We start from the raw sequence: 19196 nt of genomic DNA, 5'->3' as shown, positions 1-19196 counted from the left end.
AATTAATCAAACCGTAGCTGCGGCACAATCTCTTTGGCCTGCGCCAGGAATTCGCGACGATCGGAGCCGGTCAGCCCTTCGGTACGCGGCAGTTTTGCCGTCAGCGGGTTTACGGCCTGCTGGTTTATCCATACTTCATAGTGCAGATGCGGCCCGGTTGAACGTCCGGTATTACCGGAAAGCGCGATACGGTCGCCACGTTTCACCTTCTGTCCTGGTTTCACCAGAATCTTACGCAAGTGCATATAACGCGTGGTGTAGCTACGACCATGACGAATAGCCACATAATAACCTGCTGCGCCACTGCGTTTGGCAACCACCACTTCACCGTCACCCACTGAAAGCACTGGCGTACCCTGTGGCATGGCGAAATCAACACCTCTGTGCGGTGCAACGCGACCAGTCACCGGGTTAGTACGACGCGGGTTAAAGTTAGACGAGATACGGAATTGTTTCGCCGTCGGGAATCGCAAGAATCCTTTCGCCAGACCAGTGCCGTTACGGTCGTAGAATTTGCCATCTTCAGCGCGGATTGCGTAATAATCTTTACCTTCAGAACGCAAACGTACGCCCAGCAGCTGACTTTGCTCACGTTTGCCATCAAGCATTTCTCGTGACATTAACACCGCAAATTCATCGCCTTTTTTCAGTTTGCGGAAGTCCATTTGCCACTGCATAGCTTTAATCACAGCGCTCACTTCGGCGCTGGTTAAACCGGCGTTTCTGGCGCTGGCAACAAAGCTTCCCCCGACGGTACCTTTCAGCAAATTGTTGACCCACTCTCCTTGCTGCATTTCGCTGGTCATTTTAAAACCGTTAGCGGCAGTACGGTCATAGGTTCGGGTTTCACGACGAGACACTTCCCAGGTGAGGCGCTGCAGTTCGCCGTCCGCGGTTAATGTCCAGGAAAGTTGTTGACCGATTTTCAGGTTACGCAATTCTTTGTCGGCAGCAGCCAGTTGGGTGATATCACCCATATCAATACCATACTGATTGAGAATGCTGCTTAGCGTATCGCCAGTGGAAACAACATATTCATGCACGCCCGCTTCACCGGCGATTTTGTCATCCAGTTCATCCTGGGGAATGGCTTCATCTTCTTGTGCAGCTTGATCAATCGGCTCACTGGCTTCAGGTAAGAGCGAACGAATTTCGTTCTGTTCCAGCTCAATGGTTTTGACAATTGGCGTGGCATCGCGATGATAAACATAGGGCCGCCAGACAGCGACGGCCAGAGTAAGAACGGTGAGCGACCCCAACATAACGCGGTGTGGTCGCGGTAAATTATTAAACGCCAGGGCGACAGAGCGGGCTATCTGTTGCACGTAATCACTTCCTCATTAATCTCCTTTCAGGCAGCTCGCATACTGGTTGGCTAATTGATTCAGGAATTCTGAATAGCTTGTTTTACCCAGTTTGATATTCGTCCCCAGGGGATCCAACGTTCCCATACGAACGGATGTCCCTCGTGCGACGCTCTCAACGACCGCTGGCCTGAACTGTGGCTCAGCAAAAACGCAGGTTGCTTTTTGCTCAACCAACTGTGTTCTTATTTCATGTAAACGCTGCGCGCCAGGTTGAATCTCAGGGTTAACGGTAAAATGACCAAGCGGTGTCAGTCCGAACTGTTTTTCGAAATAGCCGTAAGCATCGTGAAAAACGAAATAACCTTTCCCCTTGAGCGGCGCGAGCTCGTTACCAACCTGCTTTTCGGTTGAGGCTAATTGTGCCTCAAAATCCTTCAGGTTGGCGTCAAGTTTGGCTCGACTTTGCGGCATAAGTTCCACTAATTTTCCATGGATTGCAACCGCTGTAGCCCGCGCTATCTCTGGGGAAAGCCAAAGATGCATGTTGAAATCGCCGTGATGGTGATCTTCGTCACTTTTTTCCGCGTGGTCATGATCATCATCATCGCCGTGAATACTTTTCATCAGCAGCGGTTTCACATTCTCTAGCTGCGCAATCGTTACCTGTTTCGCTTCAGGTAATTTACTTACCGGTTTTTGCATGAACGCTTCCATCTCCGGGCCAACCCAAACGACTAAGTCCGCGTTCTGTAAGCGTTTTACATCTGATGGACGCAGTGAATAATCATGTTCTGAAGCGCCGTCAGGTAGTAAAACCTCCGTTTCTGTTACCCCATCAGCAATGGCAGAAGCGATGAACCCAACGGGTTTAAGCGAAGCGACAACGGCAGCATCTGCGGCCTGTGTTGCACCGCCCCAGAGAGCGGCGGATAATGCTGCGAAAAGAAGCGTTTTTTTATGTAACATAATGCGACCAATCATCGTAATGAATATGAGAAGTGTGATATTATAACATTTCATGACTACTGCAAGACTAAAATTAACATGACAAGTCTGGTTTCCCTGGAAAATGTCTCGGTTTCTTTTGGCCAACGCCGCGTCCTCTCTGATGTGTCGCTGGAACTTAAACCTGGAAAAATTTTGACTTTACTTGGGCCAAATGGCGCAGGTAAGTCGACACTGGTACGGGTAGTGCTCGGACTGGTAACACCCGATGAAGGGGTTATCAAGCGCAACGGAAAACTGCGCATCGGCTACGTACCGCAGAAGCTGTATCTCGACACCACATTGCCACTGACCGTAAATCGATTTTTACGCTTACGCCCTGGCACACATAAAGAAGATATTTTGCCTGCACTGAAACGTGTCCAGGCCGGGCATCTGATTAACGCACCGATGCAAAAGCTCTCGGGTGGCGAAACACAGCGTGTATTGTTAGCGCGAGCATTGTTAAATCGACCGCAATTATTAGTGCTGGATGAACCCACTCAGGGCGTGGATGTGAATGGTCAGGTGGCGTTATATGACCTTATTGACCAGTTGCGTCGCGAACTGGATTGTGGCGTTTTAATGGTCTCTCACGATCTGCATCTGGTAATGGCAAAAACCGATGAAGTGCTTTGCCTGAATCACCACATTTGTTGTTCCGGCACACCGGAAGTTGTTTCCCTGCATCCGGAGTTTATTTCTATGTTTGGTCCTCGTGGTGCTGAACAACTGGGTATCTATCGCCATCATCATAATCATCGTCACGATTTACAGGGACGAATTGTTTTGCGTCGGGGAAATGATCGCTCATGATTGAATTATTATTTCCTGGTTGGTTAGCCGGGATCATGCTCGCCTGTGCCGCGGGTCCGCTGGGTTCGTTTGTGGTCTGGCGTCGTATGTCTTATTTCGGTGATACACTGGCTCATGCCTCATTACTTGGCGTCGCGTTTGGTTTGTTGCTGGACGTGAATCCATTCTATGCGGTAATTGCCGTTACGCTGCTGCTGGCGGGCGGTCTGGTATGGCTGGAGAAGCGCCCACAGCTGGCGATCGACACGTTATTAGGGATTATGGCGCACAGTGCCCTGTCGCTGGGCCTGGTGGTCGTTAGTCTGATGTCTAACATTCGTGTTGATTTGATGGCTTACCTGTTCGGTGATTTGCTGGCAGTGACGCCAGAAGATCTCATCTCTATTGCGATTGGCGTGGTCATCGTGGTGGCGATTCTGTTCTGGCAATGGCGCAATTTGCTGTCAATGACGATTAGCCCGGATCTGGCGTTTGTTGATGGTGTGAAATTACAGCGCGTGAAATTGTTGTTGATGCTGGTGACAGCATTGACGATTGGTGTAGCGATGAAATTTGTCGGCGCGTTGATTATTACTTCGCTGCTGATTATTCCTGCAGCTACAGCGCGTCGCTTTGCCCGCACGCCGGAACAGATGGCCGGTGTCGCTGTTTTGGTGGGAATGGTGGCAGTAACTGGCGGTTTAACCTTTTCCGCATTTTACGATACGCCGGCGGGTCCGTCGGTAGTGCTATGTGCGGCACTGTTATTTATTATCAGTATGATGAAAAAGCAGGCCAGCTAATCTGTCGCTGAACACATTTGTCGGATGCGGCGCGAGCGCCTTATCCGACCTACGGTTCGCTACTTCTGGTAGGCCTGATAAGACGCGAACAGCGTCGCATCAGGCTTATCGCCAATGTCGGAAGCGGCTTGAATACCTTATTCAACTTAAGGCATTTCTGGCGGCGTGATGCCGAAGTGGTTCCACGCCCGCACTGTCGCCATACGCCCGCGCGGTGTACGCTGCAAAAAGCCTTGCTGAATCAAATAAGGTTCCAGCACATCCTCAATGGTTTCACGCTCTTCGCCAATGGCAGCCGCCAGGTTATCCAGACCTACCGGCCCACCAAAGAACTTATCGATTACCGCCAGCAACAATTTGCGGTCCATATAATCGAAACCTTCGGCATCGACATTCAGCATATCCAGCGCCTGAGCAGCGATATCAGCCGAGATGGTGCCATCGTGCTTCACTTCGGCGAAGTCACGCACTCGACGCAGCAGACGGTTGGCAATGCGTGGCGTACCGCGAGCGCGACGAGCAACTTCCAGCGCGCCGTCATCACTCATCTCAAGCCCCATAAAGCGTGCGCTGCGACTGACAATATATTGTAGATCCGGCACCTGATAAAACTCCAGACGCTGCACAATACCAAAACGATCGCGCAGCGGTGATGTCAGCGAACCTGCGCGCGTGGTTGCACCAATCAGAGTAAACGGCGGCAAGTCAATTTTAATGGAGCGTGCCGCCGGACCTTCACCAATCATAATATCCAGTTGGTAGTCTTCCATTGCCGGATACAACACCTCTTCCACCACTGGCGAAAGACGGTGGATCTCATCAATAAACAGCACGTCATGCGGTTCAAGGTTAGTGAGCATCGCTGCCAGATCGCCCGCCTTTTCCAGCACTGGACCAGAAGTCGTGCGTAAATTCACGCCCATTTCATTGGCGACAATGTTGGCAAGCGTAGTTTTACCTAAACCCGGAGGACCAAAAATCAACAGATGATCGAGGGCATCGCCGCGCAGTTTCGCTGCTTTGATGAAAATCTCCATCTGTGAACGAACCTGCGGCTGACCAACATACTCTTCCAGTAATTTGGGGCGAATGGCGCGATCTGCTACATCTTCCGGCAAAGTGGTACCGGCAGAAATCAGACGGTCTGCTTCAATCATCCTTTACCTCATAACGCGGCGCGCAGGGCTTCGCGAATTAATGTTTCACTGCTGGCGTCAGGGCGAGCGATTTTGCTCACCATGCGGCTTGCTTCTTGTGGTTTATAGCCCAGCGCCACCAGCGCGGCAACCGCTTCCTGTTCAGCATCGTCGGTCGCCGGGCTCGCAGGTGACGTCAGCACCAGATCGGCCGCCGGGGTAAACAGATCGCCATGCAAACCTTTAAAGCGGTCTTTCATTTCGACAATCAGGCGTTCGGCGGTTTTTTTGCCAATGCCGGGTAATTTGACCAGCGCCGCAGGTTCTTCGCGCTCAACGGCATTCACAAACTGCTGCGCCGACATGCCGGAAAGAATTGCCAGCGCCAGCTTCGGGCCGACGCCGTTGGTTTTGATCAGCTCTTTAAACAGGGTGCGCTCTTGTTTATTGTTAAAACCGTAGAGCAGTTGCGCATCTTCACGCACCACAAAATGGGTGAAAACGATCGCTTCTTTGCCCGCTTCCGGGAGTTCGTAGAAACAGGTCATCGGCATATGTACTTCATAGCCTACGCCGCCCACTTCAAGTAACACCAGCGGGGGTTGTTTTTCCAGAATGATGCCTCTCAGCCTGCCTATCACATGACGCTCCTGCGTAACGAATCAAAGATAATGCTGTATGATAAAAAAATGCTGGATAGATATCCAGCGAGGGATGATATTAAATCATTTCAGAAATGATAATCCTTTTGCTCACGGCATCAGAAATTCTGTATGAATACCCCTTACATCACACTTCTAATGCCCAATTTTTCAACGCCCCTTGCTGGCGTGCTTCCATTTGCGGCATTTTTTTAGTCTGTGAAGGAGTAAGACCGCAAATATAAATGCGCTGATTGCCCATATAGCTATCAGAATCGGCAAAGGGCTGACATTGAAAAACGCGTTTTCACAGGATTTCCCGATGGCGGGGCGATCTTTTACAACCTTCACGCACATGGTGAATCCTGGTTTTATACGCTTGTCCTCAACATGCAAATTCCAGGTCTTACCGTCAATCTGCCAGGTCAGGTCATAGGCATACAGCCCCGTGCAATCAATCCTTCCTCCCCGCAGTAAATTGCAGGAGTACGAGGCGCTACGCTCAAAATTACTGGTATAACGAACCGAAGAAACTTTTGCGAGCGTAGTCAAGCTATTGCGGTGGTACTCATACTCCTGAACGGCAGCATAACTGGTATAAATCGCTAAAAAGAAGTAAAAGAGCGCAATTGGCTTCCTGAAACGTGGGTAGTGAGCTTCCATGAGATAGATGCTTAATATCAACGTCCCGGCAAGAGCAAATGAGATTAAAAGCTGATTGAATACGCTTGATAAATTCATCCGCGCCTCTGTATCTGGCAAGCAGGTAGAGGACTAATCATTCAGCGAGTCCCTGAACGCTGAATTTTTGCGGGATCATTCCACTATCAATACGCCACTGATATGACTCCGTATGCGCTAACTCGTCACCATTAAGATCAATCGAGACCTGGTTTGAGTAAATATCATACTCATCAATTATGTCAGCGCCTGAGTATTCATACAGAGCATAATATCCTGCCATCAAATCCCCCTTCGACACCCTTTCATAACTTTTTAGCACATAGCCATATCGCCAGTTAATCAAATCAAAAAGAATGCTTTCGGCGTCCTCTCTTGCAAAAATATCATCCCCCACTCTGATGATAAAACTTCCGGCATTAATTTTATAATGATGTTTTCCCGGCAGAAATTCAAAAGCCTGAGTGAGTGAAAATGATTCTTTATAATGATCACCCGCAGGAATAACTTGCCAGCCATCGACCCCATCATAAATTCCACACATCCCATCAAGGACAATGTTGCTTGTTGTGATGTCAAAGGCTTTATTGCAAGGCATCAAACCACCTTCAAAGATATAAGCAGGTTGATTATTGCTATTGTAGAAATCCAGTAAAGCATTCACCACCTGCCCCTGCTGTATAACGCTAAGCCTCACGGTGACACCACTTTGCGCCATTCTCGCATCGTTAAGGCTTGCACCAGCTTCACCCACGCCGTAGATATCATCACGCATATGAATAATTTGAGGCACAAACTCATTATTCTCATTTAAAGAAATACGTCCATATCGCCAGGGATAGCGAATGACATTATCTTGAGCAAATACATTCACGCATTGACTGATCGAAACTATAATTATCACATTAATAAATAACCGCATAAAACATTCCTTGTCATTATTACAATACAATGCTAATGCTTTACCATCACGAAAGATAGATGCTGTTTTATATATAAATAATGGATTGATATAGTGAAAATAAATTACCCAGCTAAATATGAAACCGGTGATATTGTTTTTACCTGCATCGGTGCTCGCCTGTTTGGGCAAATCTCTGCAGCCTCGAAATGCTGGAGCAACCATGTGGGGATAATCATCGGACATGACGGTGATGATTACCTGGTTGCGGAGAGTCGAGTTCCGCTCTCCACAATCACAACTTTGTCACGATTTATTGAACGGTCGACCGATCAACGCTACGGTGTTCGCCGCCTGGCAGGAGGTTTAACCGCAGAGCAGAAACTTGCTCTTGTCGAAAAGGTCCCTGCCCGGTTGCATAAGTTCTACCACACCGGTTTTAAATACGAATCATCCCGCCAGTTCTGTTCAAAATTCGTTTTTGATATTTATAAAGAGGCGCTATGTATCCCGGTGGGTGAAATTGAGACGTTTGGAGAACTGCTAAACAGCAATCCGAATGCAAAACTCACTTTCTGGAAATTCTGGTTTTTAGGTTCGATTCCGTGGGAGCGTAAAACCGTCACGCCAGCCAGTTTGTGGCATCATCCGGGTTTGGTGTTGATTCATGCGGAGGGAGTAGAAACGCCTCAGCCTGAATTGACTGAGGCGGTATAACTTAACGCAGTCGCCCTCTCGCCAGGTTCAGCCGCGATTCGCTCATCTGCATCGCATTCTGACTAACGTGGCAGTGGGTGATGGCAATTGCCAGCGCATCAGCGGCATCCGCCTGCGGATTAGCGGGGAGTTTCAGCAAGGTGCGAACCATATGCTGCACCTGGCTTTTTTCGGCACTACCAATACCTACCACCGTTTGCTTTACCTGACGTGCCGCGTATTCAAATACCGGTAATTCCTGATTCACCGCCGCCACAATCGCCACGCCACGCGCCTGCCCCAGCTTCAGGGCCGAGTCGGCATTTTTAGCCATAAAGACTTGTTCAATGGCGAAATAATCAGGCTGGAACTGGGTGATGATTTCCGTCACGCCCGCATAGATGAGCTTAAGACGAGACGGTAAATCATCTACTTTGGTGCGTATACATCCGCTACCCAGGTAGGACAGCTGCCTGCCCACCTGGCGGATGACGCCATAGCCGGTCACGCGCGAACCCGGGTCAATGCCGAGAATAATAGCCATCACGCGTCTCCGTTTTGCTGTTTAGCAGGCCTCATCAGAGAGTCGCTGCAACCTCATCAGAGATTTCACCGTTATGGTAGACTTCTTGCACGTCGTCGCAATCTTCCAGCATATCGATCAGACGCATCAGTTTCGGTGCGGTTTCTGCATCCATATCAGCTTTGGTGGACGGGATCATGGAAACTTCCGCGCTGTCTGCTTTCAGACCTGCCGCTTCCAGAGCGTCGCGTACTTTGCCCATTTCCTCCCATGCAGTGTAGACGTCAATCGCGCCATCATCATAGGTCACAACATCTTCAGCACCAGCTTCCAGAGCTGCTTCCATGATGGTGTCTTCATCGCCTTTCTCAAAGGAGATCACGCCTTTTTTGCTGAACAGATAGGCTACGGAACCATCAGTACCGAGGTTACCGCCACATTTGCTGAATGCGTGACGCACTTCAGCAACGGTACGGTTGCGGTTATCAGACAGACATTCAATCATGATTGCCGTGCCGCCAGGACCGTAACCTTCGTAGATGATGGTTTCCATGTTTGCATCATCATCACCACCCACACCACGGGCAATTGCGCGGTTCAGGGTGTCACGGGTCATGTTGTTAGACAGTGCTTTATCAATAGCTGCTCGCAGACGCGGGTTAGCATCCGGATCGCCACCGCCCAACTTAGCCGCGGTTACCAGCTCACGAATGATTTTAGTGAAGATTTTACCGCGCTTAGCATCCTGCGCAGCTTTACGATGTCTGGTGTTGGCCCATTTACTATGACCTGCCATAAAAATATCTCCAGGTAGCCCTGCCTGTTCAGGCAGCGTTAATTACAAACTGTTCAATCGCCTGCCGGTTGCTCCATGACTTAGTGAGCGCCGCCGCAGCATGCGCATCAAGCCACTTGTAGGCCAGATGTTCAGTGAAAACGATCTGGCGCTCGTGCGGGAGTGCAAGACAGAACCAAGATTCCGTATTACGCGTTACGCCCGGCGCATAGCGATGACGTAAATGTGAAAAAATTTCAAACTCCACCGTGCGCTGACAGTCAATTAAGGTCAGTTGTTCAGCGACAACATCAATGGTGACCTCTTCCTTTACTTCGCGCATGGCGGCTTGCGGCGCGGTTTCCCCCTCTTCCACACTGCCGGTTACCGACTGCCAGAAATCGGGATCATCACGCCGCTGTAACATCAGCACCCGTTTCGTATCTTGCGCATAAATAACCACCAGAATAGAAACGGGACGCTTATAAGTCATATCAATTATTCTCTGCCTTCTTCACAACCTGAATGCTCAGCTCGGACAGAGCAGTCGGGTTAGCAAAGCTTGGCGCTTCGGTCATCAGACATGCTGCCGCCGTGGTTTTCGGGAAGGCGATAACATCACGGATGTTGTCAGTACCGGTCAGCAGCATGGTCAGACGATCAAGACCGAATGCCAGACCTGCGTGCGGCGGAGTACCGTATTTCAGGGCGTCGAGCAGGAAGCCGAATTTCTCGCGCTGTTCCTCTTCGTTGATCCCCAGAATACCAAACACCGTCTGCTGCATATCCCCATTATGGATACGCACAGAACCACCGCCCACTTCGTAACCATTGATGACCATATCGTAAGCGTTCGCCACCGCATTTTCCGGTGCAGCTTTCAACTCTGCCGCCGTCATATCTTTCGGTGAGGTGAACGGATGGTGCATTGCCGTCAGGCCGCCTTCACCGTCGTCTTCAAACATCGGGAAGTCGATAACCCACAGCGGTGCCCATTTGCTTTCGTCGGTCAGACCAAGGTCTTTACCCACTTTCAGACGCAATGCGCCCATCGCGTCGGCAACAATTTTCTTGTTATCAGCACCGAAGAAAATCATATCGCCATCTTGCGCGGCAGTACGATCCAGGATGGCTTCGATGATTTCAGCGTTGAGGAACTTCGCTACCGGGCTGTTGATACCTTCCAGACCTTTCGCACGTTCGTTAACTTTGATGTACGCCAGACCTTTCGCGCCGTAGATTTTAACGAAGTTACCGTATTCGTCGATCTGCTTACGGGTCAGCGATGCGCCACCCGGAACACGCAGAGCAGCAACGCGGCCTTTCGGATCGTTCGCCGGACCTGCGAATACCGCGAACTCAACGGATTTCAGCAGATCGGCAACGTCAGTCAGTTCCATCGGGTTACGCAGATCCGGTTTATCAGAACCATAACGGCGTTCTGCTTCTGCAAAGGTCATTACCGGGAAATCGCCCAGATCCACGCCCTTCACTTCCAGCCACAGATGACGCACCAGCGCTTCCATCACTTCACGCACTTGCGGCGCGGTCATGAAAGAAGTTTCCACATCGATCTGAGTAAATTCAGGCTGACGATCAGCGCGCAGGTCTTCGTCACGGAAGCATTTTACAATCTGATAGTAGCGGTCAAAACCGGACATCATCAGCAGCTGTTTGAACAGCTGCGGAGACTGCGGCAGTGCGTAGAATTTCCCTTTGTGCACACGAGAAGGCACCAGGTAGTCACGCGCGCCTTCCGGCGTGGCTTTGGTCAGCATCGGAGTTTCGATGTCGAGGAAGCCGTGGTCATCCATAAAACGGCGCACCAGGCTGGTGATTTTAGCGCGGGTTTTCAGGCGCTGAGCCATTTCCGGACGACGCAGGTCGAGGTAGCGGTATTTCAGTCGCGCTTCTTCGGTGTTGACGTGGTTAGAGTCAAGCGGCAGAACGTCTGCGCGGTTGATGATGGTCAGCGAGGAGGCCAGCACTTCGATTTCGCCGGTCGCCATATCGCGGTTGATATTTTTTTCGTCACGCGCACGTACGGTGCCCGTGACCTGAATGCAGAACTCATTACGCAGTTCAGAGGCCAGCTTTAACGCGTCCGCACGATCCGGATCGAAAAATACCTGCACGATACCTTCGCGGTCGCGCATATCGATGAAGATCAGGCTACCAAGATCACGACGACGGTTGACCCAACCACACAGAGTCACCTGCTGCCCCACGTGGGACAAACGGAGCTGTCCACAATATTCTGTACGCATGAGATATCCCTTAACTTAGCTGCCGGCGGATGCCCCCTGCTGCGCAGGTGACCAAGTCGCAGCGTTAGCTGTATGTCACAACTGAATGAAAAAAGGCGGCTATTATACTGGAAATTCTGCCGCACCGTAAGAGCCTGGCCCGCGCTGGAACGCCTCGTTACCACTTTATATCGGGCCTGAAATCAGACTCTACGCCAGTTTGCTATAAAGGTGTTGCCCGAACTCATAAAAATTAACAAAATTTGTCGTTCCGCCATCGGCTAATCGCATTAAGGTGAGAGGCACGATTTTGTTTTGTCAGGAGTCATCATGCTTGAACTTAATGCTAAAACCACTGCGCTGGTGGTGATTGATTTACAAGAAGGCATCTTACCTTTTGCCGGTGGCCCGCATACTGCCGATGAGGTGGTTAATCGCGCCGGGAAGCTGGCGGCGAAATTTCGCGCGAGCGGTCAGCCCGTGTTTCTGGTGCGCGTTGGCTGGTCTGCCGATTATGCCGAAGCATTAAAACAGCCGGTTGATGCCCCCTCCCCCGCTAAAGTGTTACCCGAAAACTGGTGGCAACATCCTGCTGCATTAGGTGCAACCGACAGCGATATCGAAATCATCAAACGTCAATGGGGTGCGTTTTACGGTACGGATCTGGAGTTGCAATTACGCCGCCGGGGTATCGATACAATAGTATTATGTGGGATCTCGACCAATATCGGTGTTGAATCCACCGCCCGCAATGCCTGGGAACTCGGTTTTAATCTGGTGATTGCCGAAGACGCCTGCAGCGCCGCCAGCGCCGAGCAGCATAATAACAGCATCAACCATATCTACCCACGCATCGCCCGTGTGCGCAGTGTGGAAGAGATCCTCAACGCATTATGATTTACATCGGTCTGCCGCAATGGTCGCATCCTAAATGGGTGCGGTTGGGGATCACCAGCCTTGAAGAGTATGCCCGCCACTTTAACTGTGTGGAGGGCAACACCACGCTTTACGCCCTGCCGAAATCCGAGGTTGTCCTGCGCTGGCGTGAGCAGACCACAGATAATTTTCGCTTCTGTTTTAAGTTTCCGGCGACCATTTCGCATCAGGCAGCATTACGGCATTGCGATGATTTAGTAACTGAATTTTTGACTCGCTTGTCACCGTTAGCGCCGCGCATTGGGCAATACTGGCTGCAACTGCCTGCCACATTTGGCCCACGGGATCTGCCTGCGCTTTGGCATTTTCTCGACTCTCTTCCCGGCGAGTTTAATTATGGTGTGGAAGTCCGCCATCCACAGTTTTTCGCCAAAGGGGAAGAGGAACAAACACTTAATCGCGGTTTACATCAGCGCGGCGTTAATCGGGTGATTTTAGACAGCCGCCCGGTTCATGCAGCACGCCCACACAGTGAAGCTATTCGCGACGCTCAACGGAAAAAACCTAAAGTTCCCGTACATGCTGTGCTGACGGCGACAAATCCGCTGATCCGTTTTATCGGTAGTGATGATATGACGCAAAACCGGGAATTATTTCAGGTCTGGTTACAAAAATTAGCGCAGTGGCATCAGACCACTACGCCTTATCTTTTTTTACATACGCCAGATATTGCCCAGGCACCGGAACTGGTACATACCCTTTGGGAAGGCTTACGTAAAACACTTCCAGAGATCGGAGCAGTTCCGGCTATTCCACAGCAATCTTCTCTTTTCTGAATTTGCCACCTATCATAGACAGGTGCCATCGGCCATTTTAAAGGGAGTTTGTATGGTAAGCGCGCTATATGCCGTTTTAAGTGCGTTGTTATTAATGAAGTTCTCTTTTGATGTCGTTCGCCTGCGAATGCAGTACCGCGTTGCCTATGGTGACGGCGGTTTTAGCGAACTGCAAAGCGCTATTCGCATTCATGGTAACGCGGTGGAATATATTCCCATCGCGATTGTGTTGATGCTGTTTATGGAAATGAATGGCGCAGAAACCTGGATGGTGCATATTTGCGGCATCGTTTTGCTTGCTGGTCGTCTGATGCATTATTACGGTTTTCATCACCGTCTGTTCCGCTGGCGACGTTCTGGCATGAGCGCCACCTGGTGTGCGCTGTTGCTGATGGTGCTGGCGAATCTTTGGTATATGCCCTGGGAGTTGGTTTTCTCCCTGCGTTAGCGCACAATACGCCACTTTCTTTTTCCCGGATTTTTACGTTATGTCTCACCGCGACACGCTATTTTCTGCCCCTATCGCCAGACTGGGCGACTGGACCTTTGATGAACGGGTAGCCGAAGTCTTCCCGGATATGATCCAGCGTTCCGTTCCCGGCTACTCCAATATTATTTCCATGATTGGTATGTTAGCCGAACGCTTCGTTCAACCTGGTACGCAGGTTTACGATCTGGGTTGTTCTCTGGGCGCGGCGACGCTCTCAGTGCGTCGCAATATTCATCATGATAATTGCAAAATTATCGCCATCGACAACTCTCCGGCGATGATTGAACGCTGCCGTCGTCATATTGACGCTTATAAAGCCCCTACGCCAGTAGACGTTATTGAAGGTGATATTCGCGATATCACCATTGAAAATGCATCGATGGTTGTGCTGAATTTTACCCTGCAATTCCTGGAACCTTCAGAGCGTCAGGCGTTACTGGATAAAATTTATCAAGGGCTGAATCCGGGCGGCGCGCTGGTGCTTTCAGAAAAATTCAGTTTCGAAGATGCCAAAGTTGGTGAACTGCTGTTCAACATGCACCACGACTTTAAACGTGCCAACGGTTACAGTGAACTGGAGATCAGCCAGAAGCGCAGTATGCTGGAAAATGTCATGCTGACCGATTCCGTGGAAACACATAAAGCTCGCCTGCATCAAGCCGGTTTTGAACATAGCGAGCTATGGTTCCAGTGCTTTAACTTTGGTTCACTGGTGGCATTAAAAGCAGAGGATGCTGCATGATCGACTTTGGTAACTTTTATTCTCTGATTGCCAAAAATCATCTTTCACACTGGCTGGAAACGCTGCCCGCGCAGATTGCCAGCTGGCAGCGCGAACAGCAGCACGGTCTGTTTAAACAGTGGTCCAATGCGGTGGAATTTCTGCCTGAAATTAAACCGTATCGTCTTGATTTACTACATAGCGTGACGGCAGAAAGCGAAGAGCCACTGAGCGCCGGGCAGATTAAGCGCATTGAAACACTGATGCGCAACCTCATGCCGTGGCGCAAAGGGCCGTTTTCACTGTATGGCGTGAACATCGATACCGAATGGCGTTCTGACTGGAAATGGGATCGTGTTCTGCCCCATCTTTCTGATTTAACCGGGCGCACCATTCTTGATGTCGGCTGCGGCAGCGGTTATCACATGTGGCGCATGATTGGCGCAGGCGCGCACCTCGCGGTGGGGATCGACCCTACGCAACTGTTTCTTTGCCAGTTTGAAGCGGTGCGTAAACTGCTGGGTAACGATCAGCGCGCGCATCTGCTGCCGTTAGGTATTGAACAACTTCCGGCACTGAAAGCCTTTGATACCGTCTTTTCGATGGGCGTACTTTATCATCGTCGTTCACCGCTGGAGCATCTCTGGCAGTTAAAAGATCAACTGGTGAATGAAGGTGAACTGGTGCTGGAAACGCTGGTTATTGATGGTGATGAGAACACGGTGCTGGTGCCGGGCGATCGTTACGCGCAAATGCGTAATGTCTATTTCATCCCTTCCGCGCTGGCGCTGAAAAACTGGCTGAAGAAGTGTGGTTTTGTTGATATTCGCATTGCGGATGTGAGCGTTACCACCACAGAAGAACAGCGACGCACCGAATGGATGGTCACCGAATCGCTGGCCGATTTTCTCGACCCACATGATCCGGGTAAAACGGTGGAAGGTTATCCGGCACCTAAACGCGCGGTGCTGATTGCGCGCAAGCCGTAAAGGTCTGGTATTACTGCCGGATGCGGCGTGAACGCCTTATCCGGCCTACAAAGTCTTTTTAATTCAATATGTTGCAGGGACTATGTAGGTCTGATAAGCATAGCGCATCAGGCAGTTTTACGTTTGCATAACCTCAGCGCCCGTTTCCGGGCGCTTTTCACGTCTTATGCCTGAACAGCTGGCTGATCAAACGCCGTTAACTTCGGTGCATTGCCTGTATATTTTTCGATATACACCAGCGCAGAGTTACCGGCACAGGCATTTGCCAGCTGAGAGCTGGGGATATCCGCCGTTAACACGTTCGCACTGCCGTTTTTACACAAGCCATTTTCCAGATCTGGCCATGCACCTTCATGCACGCATACCACGCCTTTTTTGATCCCGTCAGTCACCACCGCGCCTGTCAGAATCTGACCACGTTTGTTCCAGACACGCACCAGATCGCCATTCGCAATACCAAAGCGAGCAGCATCTTCGGTGTGAATAGTGATCGGTTCACGATCGGCAACCGCATATTTTTTACGCAACTCAGCATAGTTAAGCTGACTGTGTAAACGGTGTGCCGGATGTGCGGTCAGAAGCTGCAACTGCTTCTCGTCGGCGGAACCTTTCCACTCATCAGGCGCAAGCCAGGTTGGGTGTGCCGGGCAATCCTTATAGCCAAATTTTTCCAGCGTTTTGGAGTAAATCTCAATTTTGCCGCTTGGCGTACCCAGCGCATTTTTCACCGGATCGGCGCGGAAATCAGCATAACGAACGTACTGTTCGTTCTTCTCGCTGCGGCGCATTTCGATCAGTTTATTTTGCTGCCAGAAAGCATTAAACATCGGCATAGTCACGCGTTGCGCACGCGCACCTTTCTGAGCGGCATCATAGAAAAATTTCAGCCACGCCATTTCATCTCTACCTTCGGTATAGATCTCTTTTCCGCCAGGTTTGAGTAATTCAGCAAGATCGGCAAACACATCAAAATCGTTACGCGCTTCAAATTGCGCAGCGACAGCCTGCTTCATCGGTACAATATGCTGGTTGCTGTAATCACCGGTCATCGTCAAGTCATTGCGCTCAAACGATGTGGTGATCGGTAATACGATATCTGCATGTTTAGCAGCTGCGGTCCAGTAGCATTCAGAAACGACGATCATCTCCGGTTTCTGCCATGCTTTAATCAGACGATTAGTATCCTGGTGATGGGTAAAGTTACCGCCACCCGCCCACCAGATCATTTTGATATTCGGATACGTTTGTTCTTTACCGTTATGCTGATATTTGCCGCCAGGATTTTCCAGCGCATCGACGATACGGGCAACAGGAATCGCCGTCATTCCGCCATCATCAGCGGCCTCGCTGGCCTGTCCTGCAATCGCCGCAGACATTTCCGGCAGCACTCCGCCAACACGCGTCGGGTTGCCACCGTTTGAGTAATGATAAGAGAAACCAAACCCGCCGCCCGGTGTACCAATCTGCCCTAACATCGCCGCCAGCGTCACCAGCATCCAGTGTTTCTGTTCACCATATTGCTGGCGCTGAATTCCCCAGCCTGCCATCAGCATTGTGCGATTTGCCGCCATCAGTTCAGCGAGTTTGACTATCTGCGCTTCCGCTACGCCAGTAATTTCCGCCGCCCAGGCCGCGCTCTTCGGCGTATTATCGCTCTTACCTGTCAGATACTCTTCAAACTGCGGATACCCGGTGGTGTATTTTTCAAGGAACACTTTATCGTGTTTGCCTAGTGTCATCAGGGTATGTGCAATCCCCAACATCAGCGCCACGTCGGTGCCCATATTTGGCGCGATCCAGGTAGCATTGTCGCCAAAGAACTCAATAGTTTCGGAACGAATAGGGTCGATAGCAATCACTGGTTTGCCAGATTTTTTCAGCTGATGGAAGTATTCCAGCCCTTGCTCATCGGTACTGCTCCAGGCAATTTTTAAGGTATTCAGCGGGTTCATCCCCCACAACACCACCACCTGACTGTTTTCCAGAATCAGTGGCCAGGAGGTCTGCTGTTCATACACCTCCACGGAACCCACCACGTGCGGCATGATTACCTGTGCCGCCCCGGTTGAATAATCGCCGCTATGCCCTGAATAACCGCCCGCAAGATTCATATAACGTTGCAGTAAGGTTTGCGCTTTATGCAACACGCCAGAAGAGCGCCAGCCGTAAGATCCGGCAAAAATGGCCGATGGTCCGTTAGCTTTACGAATACGATCGTGTTGCCCATGAATCAGTTTTAATGCTTGTTCCCAGCTCACCTGTACATAGGTATCTTCGCCACGACCTTTCGCCGGTTGTAGTGGATTATCGAGATAGCTTTTTCTCACCATCGGATGCTGAATACGCGCCGTTGTATGTACCTGATCCGCCGCCGTAGACTGTAAGGAGTTCGGTATGGTTTTCGCCAGCGCGCCTGTCGAAGAAACAATCTTCCCGTCCTTCACTTCTACGTTCATCGCTCCCCAACGGCCCGCGGTGAGGATTTTGCCCCCCTTCTCTTCTGCCCATGCGGGTAGCGGTGCAGCCGATGTCACCACCAGCGCCCCAGCGGCAATACCGCTGTGTTTAATAAATTCACGTCTTGTTAATGTCATAACTTCCTCCCTGATCAACGAGGATCACTGTTTCTCGGTAATATCTTTGGCGTTGTACTGGAAGTACCGCGTCAAAATGTCCAGTTCGTTTTCGCTCATGCTGGTTCGCGCACCCATTCCTTTGGCAATGGACGGCCATGCATTGACGGTGTAATGGTCAGCGGCAATAGGGGCATGGCAACCAGCGCAATAGGTATCGTCAAGTTTTTCAGCGTATTGCCATAGCGGTTTACGGTCCGCTAATGCGGGATCGGTAAGCACACCCTGTAAAGACGCCTGACGCCATTGATTGCCGTATTCGTCAGCCTGCCATTCCCCGTTTACCGTTAACGCCTTGATACCTTCTTCACTTAATGTGGCTAGCGCCAGCCGTTGACCTGCCGCCAGGTAGAGCGTGTTTTCACTGCCCTGCATTTGATAACCCTGCAACAGAACGATCGGCTGTTTGCCACTGGCATCAACGACGGTGAGATCGGTACCAGGATTCACGGTAGCCAGTTCGCCTATGCGAGAGGGTTTGAAAGGATAAAGATGTGCACCATTGGCAACTGAAGTGACGGCCTGACTTTCCAGCTCATGCGCCGCATTGTCGTCCATTTTTATTTCTGGCGGGAAATGGGCAATGCCTTTATGACAATCGATACAGGTTTCGCCATCCTTTTGCGCTTTGTTATGCATTTTCTGTGCAGATTCACTTTGCGAGGCAATATCCATGGCATCAAAAGAATGGCAACTACGACACGTTGCAGAATCAGTTGCTTTTAATTCTTTCCATACTGTTTCGGCCATTTCCTGACGATGCGCTTCGAACTTATCGTCACTGTCTATTTTGCCGCTAACAAATTCATGATAAATATCTTTAGAAGCTTTTAATTTAGCAAATAAATAATCCACCCCTGACTTTGGAATATGGCAATCGGCACATTCCGCACGTATCCCTTTCTGGTTAGAAAAGTGGACAGTTCCCTGATATTCCTCAAAAGGTTTACTCATTGAGTGGCAGGAAAGGCAAAATGCGGTATCCGACGTTTTATGTAAGGCTTTTTGCGCCAGTAATAACCCGCCGCCACCAACCACAACCGTTATCAGCAAAAATAATAACCCAATGCGTTTTTCCCTCGCATAGATTCCTCTAATTAATTCCAGAACACCGAAATCATTGTATAATTAAATATACAACGAATTGACCGCTTGCATAATTC

General features: G+C 50.3%; 20 protein-coding genes. 8 read left to right on the top strand and 12 right to left on the bottom strand.

The window, feature by feature from the left end; translation table 11 throughout:
- Window positions 1-2 precede the first annotated feature (2 nt).
- Together mepM and znuA are read right to left on the bottom strand one after the other, a co-directional pair.
- Window positions 3-1325 (bottom strand): murein DD-endopeptidase MepM, encoded by a 1323-nt coding sequence (mepM, locus tag HEN33_RS01155; RefSeq protein ID WP_001184045.1) that lies wholly within the window; start codon window positions 1323-1325, stop codon window positions 3-5.
- Between the two features lie 15 nt (window positions 1326-1340).
- Window positions 1341-2273 carry a zinc ABC transporter substrate-binding protein ZnuA gene (znuA, locus tag HEN33_RS01150; RefSeq protein ID WP_011076428.1) on the bottom strand — a complete coding sequence of 311 codons (933 nt, stop codon included), beginning with the start codon at window positions 2271-2273 and terminating at the stop codon, window positions 1341-1343.
- Between the two features lie 78 nt (window positions 2274-2351).
- Here znuA and znuC point away from each other — a divergent pair, with 78 nt between their 5' ends.
- Window positions 2352-3107 carry a zinc ABC transporter ATP-binding protein ZnuC gene (znuC, locus tag HEN33_RS01145; RefSeq protein ID WP_000202996.1) on the top strand — a complete coding sequence of 252 codons (756 nt, stop codon included), beginning with the start codon at window positions 2352-2354 and terminating at the stop codon, window positions 3105-3107.
- The gene (znuB, locus tag HEN33_RS01140; protein ID WP_000571478.1) at window positions 3104-3889 is read left to right on the top strand and encodes a zinc ABC transporter permease subunit ZnuB; all 786 of its coding nucleotides are present in this window, start codon (window positions 3104-3106) and stop codon (window positions 3887-3889) included. The genes znuC and znuB overlap by 4 nt, the downstream gene beginning before the upstream one ends.
- A 146-nt stretch (window positions 3890-4035) precedes the next feature.
- On the opposite strand, the gene ruvB is transcribed toward znuB, so the two are convergent.
- From ruvB to HEN33_RS01115, 4 genes are all read right to left on the bottom strand, one after another.
- Window positions 4036-5046 (bottom strand): Holliday junction branch migration DNA helicase RuvB, encoded by a 1011-nt coding sequence (gene ruvB, locus HEN33_RS01135; RefSeq protein WP_000568522.1) that lies wholly within the window; start codon window positions 5044-5046, stop codon window positions 4036-4038.
- A gap of 8 nt (window positions 5047-5054) precedes the next feature.
- On the bottom strand, window positions 5055-5666 hold the full coding sequence (gene ruvA / locus HEN33_RS01130) for a Holliday junction branch migration protein RuvA (RefSeq protein ID WP_046083496.1): 612 nt from the start codon (window positions 5664-5666) through the stop codon (window positions 5055-5057).
- Window positions 5667-5837: 171 nt separating this feature from the next.
- Window positions 5838-6407: a hypothetical protein gene (locus HEN33_RS01125; RefSeq protein WP_176263788.1), complete on the bottom strand. Its 570-nt coding sequence runs from the start codon at window positions 6405-6407 to the stop codon at window positions 5838-5840.
- Window positions 6408-6444: 37 nt separating this feature from the next.
- Complete coding sequence (locus HEN33_RS01115) at window positions 6445-7269, bottom strand: hypothetical protein (protein WP_001235962.1); 825 nt, start codon at window positions 7267-7269, stop codon at window positions 6445-6447.
- 93 nt (window positions 7270-7362) lie between these two features.
- Between HEN33_RS01115 and HEN33_RS01110 the strand changes: the two genes are divergently transcribed.
- Window positions 7363-7965 (top strand): YebB family permuted papain-like enzyme, encoded by a 603-nt coding sequence (locus HEN33_RS01110; RefSeq protein ID WP_032184426.1) that lies wholly within the window; start codon window positions 7363-7365, stop codon window positions 7963-7965.
- Window position 7966: 1 nt separating this feature from the next.
- Here HEN33_RS01110 and ruvC read toward each other — a convergent pair whose 3' ends face one another.
- From ruvC to aspS, 4 genes are read right to left on the bottom strand one after another with little or no spacing between them, the layout of a single operon-like run.
- Window positions 7967-8488: a crossover junction endodeoxyribonuclease RuvC gene (gene ruvC / locus HEN33_RS01105; protein ID WP_001295503.1), complete on the bottom strand. Its 522-nt coding sequence runs from the start codon at window positions 8486-8488 to the stop codon at window positions 7967-7969.
- 34 nt (window positions 8489-8522) lie between these two features.
- Complete coding sequence (locus HEN33_RS01100; RefSeq protein WP_000907234.1) at window positions 8523-9263, bottom strand: YebC/PmpR family DNA-binding transcriptional regulator; 741 nt, start codon at window positions 9261-9263, stop codon at window positions 8523-8525.
- Window positions 9264-9291: 28 nt separating this feature from the next.
- Window positions 9292-9744 carry a dihydroneopterin triphosphate diphosphatase gene (gene nudB / locus HEN33_RS01095; RefSeq protein WP_077626310.1) on the bottom strand — a complete coding sequence of 151 codons (453 nt, stop codon included), beginning with the start codon at window positions 9742-9744 and terminating at the stop codon, window positions 9292-9294.
- Window positions 9737-11509, bottom strand: coding sequence for an aspartate--tRNA ligase (gene aspS, locus HEN33_RS01090; RefSeq protein ID WP_001258663.1), 1773 nt, complete (start codon window positions 11507-11509; stop codon window positions 9737-9739). The genes nudB and aspS overlap by 8 nt, the downstream gene beginning before the upstream one ends.
- A 309-nt stretch (window positions 11510-11818) precedes the next feature.
- Here aspS and HEN33_RS01085 point away from each other — a divergent pair, with 309 nt between their 5' ends.
- Genes HEN33_RS01085 through cmoB form a run of 5 tightly spaced genes read left to right on the top strand, consistent with a single transcriptional unit; the run spans window position 11819 to window position 15400 of the window.
- Window positions 11819-12385, top strand: a complete 567-nt coding sequence (locus HEN33_RS01085; RefSeq protein WP_000891621.1) for a hydrolase — start codon at window positions 11819-11821, stop codon at window positions 12383-12385.
- Window positions 12382-13200 (top strand): DUF72 domain-containing protein, encoded by an 819-nt coding sequence (locus HEN33_RS01080; RefSeq protein ID WP_000639288.1) that lies wholly within the window; start codon window positions 12382-12384, stop codon window positions 13198-13200. Before HEN33_RS01085 ends, HEN33_RS01080 begins: the two co-directional genes overlap by 4 nt.
- 52 nt (window positions 13201-13252) lie before the next feature.
- Entirely contained in the window at window positions 13253-13648 is a 396-nt protein-coding gene (locus HEN33_RS01075) for an MAPEG family protein (RefSeq protein WP_000252980.1), read from the top strand.
- A 40-nt stretch (window positions 13649-13688) separates the two neighbouring features.
- Window positions 13689-14432: a carboxy-S-adenosyl-L-methionine synthase CmoA gene (gene cmoA / locus HEN33_RS01070; RefSeq protein WP_000019597.1), complete on the top strand. Its 744-nt coding sequence runs from the start codon at window positions 13689-13691 to the stop codon at window positions 14430-14432.
- The gene (gene cmoB, locus HEN33_RS01065; protein WP_000564757.1) at window positions 14429-15400 is read left to right on the top strand and encodes a tRNA 5-methoxyuridine(34)/uridine 5-oxyacetic acid(34) synthase CmoB; all 972 of its coding nucleotides are present in this window, start codon (window positions 14429-14431) and stop codon (window positions 15398-15400) included. The genes cmoA and cmoB overlap by 4 nt, the downstream gene beginning before the upstream one ends.
- Window positions 15401-15564: 164 nt before the next feature.
- Here cmoB and torZ read toward each other — a convergent pair whose 3' ends face one another.
- Entirely contained in the window at window positions 15565-17994 is a 2430-nt protein-coding gene (gene torZ, locus HEN33_RS01060) for a trimethylamine N-oxide reductase TorZ (RefSeq protein ID WP_176263795.1), read from the bottom strand.
- A 24-nt stretch (window positions 17995-18018) separates the two neighbouring features.
- Window positions 18019-19122 carry a NapC/NirT family cytochrome c gene (locus HEN33_RS01055; RefSeq protein WP_176263796.1) on the bottom strand — a complete coding sequence of 368 codons (1104 nt, stop codon included), beginning with the start codon at window positions 19120-19122 and terminating at the stop codon, window positions 18019-18021.
- Window positions 19123-19196: the final 74 nt, after the last annotated feature.

It is taken from the genome of Escherichia sp. 94.0001, from assembly GCF_013369155.2.
Lineage (GTDB): Bacteria > Pseudomonadota > Gammaproteobacteria > Enterobacterales > Enterobacteriaceae > Escherichia > Escherichia coli_F.
This window is presented reverse-complemented; position numbering and strand designations above follow the sequence as displayed.

Coding starts and splice junctions, on each gene's coding strand:
- znuA (WP_011076428.1), bottom strand. CDS start 2,273: ATGTTACATAAAAAAACGCTTCTTTTCGCAGCATTATCCGCCGCTCTC.
- znuC (WP_000202996.1), top strand. CDS start 2,352: ATGACAAGTCTGGTTTCCCTGGAAAATGTCTCGGTTTCTTTTGGCCAA.
- znuB (WP_000571478.1), top strand. CDS start 3,104: ATGATTGAATTATTATTTCCTGGTTGGTTAGCCGGGATCATGCTCGCC.
- ruvB (WP_000568522.1), bottom strand. CDS start 5,046: ATGATTGAAGCAGACCGTCTGATTTCTGCCGGTACCACTTTGCCGGAA.
- HEN33_RS01125 (WP_176263788.1), bottom strand. CDS start 6,407: ATGAATTTATCAAGCGTATTCAATCAGCTTTTAATCTCATTTGCTCTT.
- HEN33_RS01115 (WP_001235962.1), bottom strand. CDS start 7,269: ATGCGGTTATTTATTAATGTGATAATTATAGTTTCGATCAGTCAATGC.
- ruvC (WP_001295503.1), bottom strand. CDS start 8,488: ATGGCTATTATTCTCGGCATTGACCCGGGTTCGCGCGTGACCGGCTAT.
- HEN33_RS01100 (WP_000907234.1), bottom strand. CDS start 9,263: ATGGCAGGTCATAGTAAATGGGCCAACACCAGACATCGTAAAGCTGCG.
- aspS (WP_001258663.1), bottom strand. CDS start 11,509: ATGCGTACAGAATATTGTGGACAGCTCCGTTTGTCCCACGTGGGGCAG.
- HEN33_RS01085 (WP_000891621.1), top strand. CDS start 11,819: ATGCTTGAACTTAATGCTAAAACCACTGCGCTGGTGGTGATTGATTTA.
- HEN33_RS01080 (WP_000639288.1), top strand. CDS start 12,382: ATGATTTACATCGGTCTGCCGCAATGGTCGCATCCTAAATGGGTGCGG.
- HEN33_RS01075 (WP_000252980.1), top strand. CDS start 13,253: ATGGTAAGCGCGCTATATGCCGTTTTAAGTGCGTTGTTATTAATGAAG.
- cmoA (WP_000019597.1), top strand. CDS start 13,689: ATGTCTCACCGCGACACGCTATTTTCTGCCCCTATCGCCAGACTGGGC.
- cmoB (WP_000564757.1), top strand. CDS start 14,429: ATGATCGACTTTGGTAACTTTTATTCTCTGATTGCCAAAAATCATCTT.
- torZ (WP_176263795.1), bottom strand. CDS start 17,994: ATGACATTAACAAGACGTGAATTTATTAAACACAGCGGTATTGCCGCT.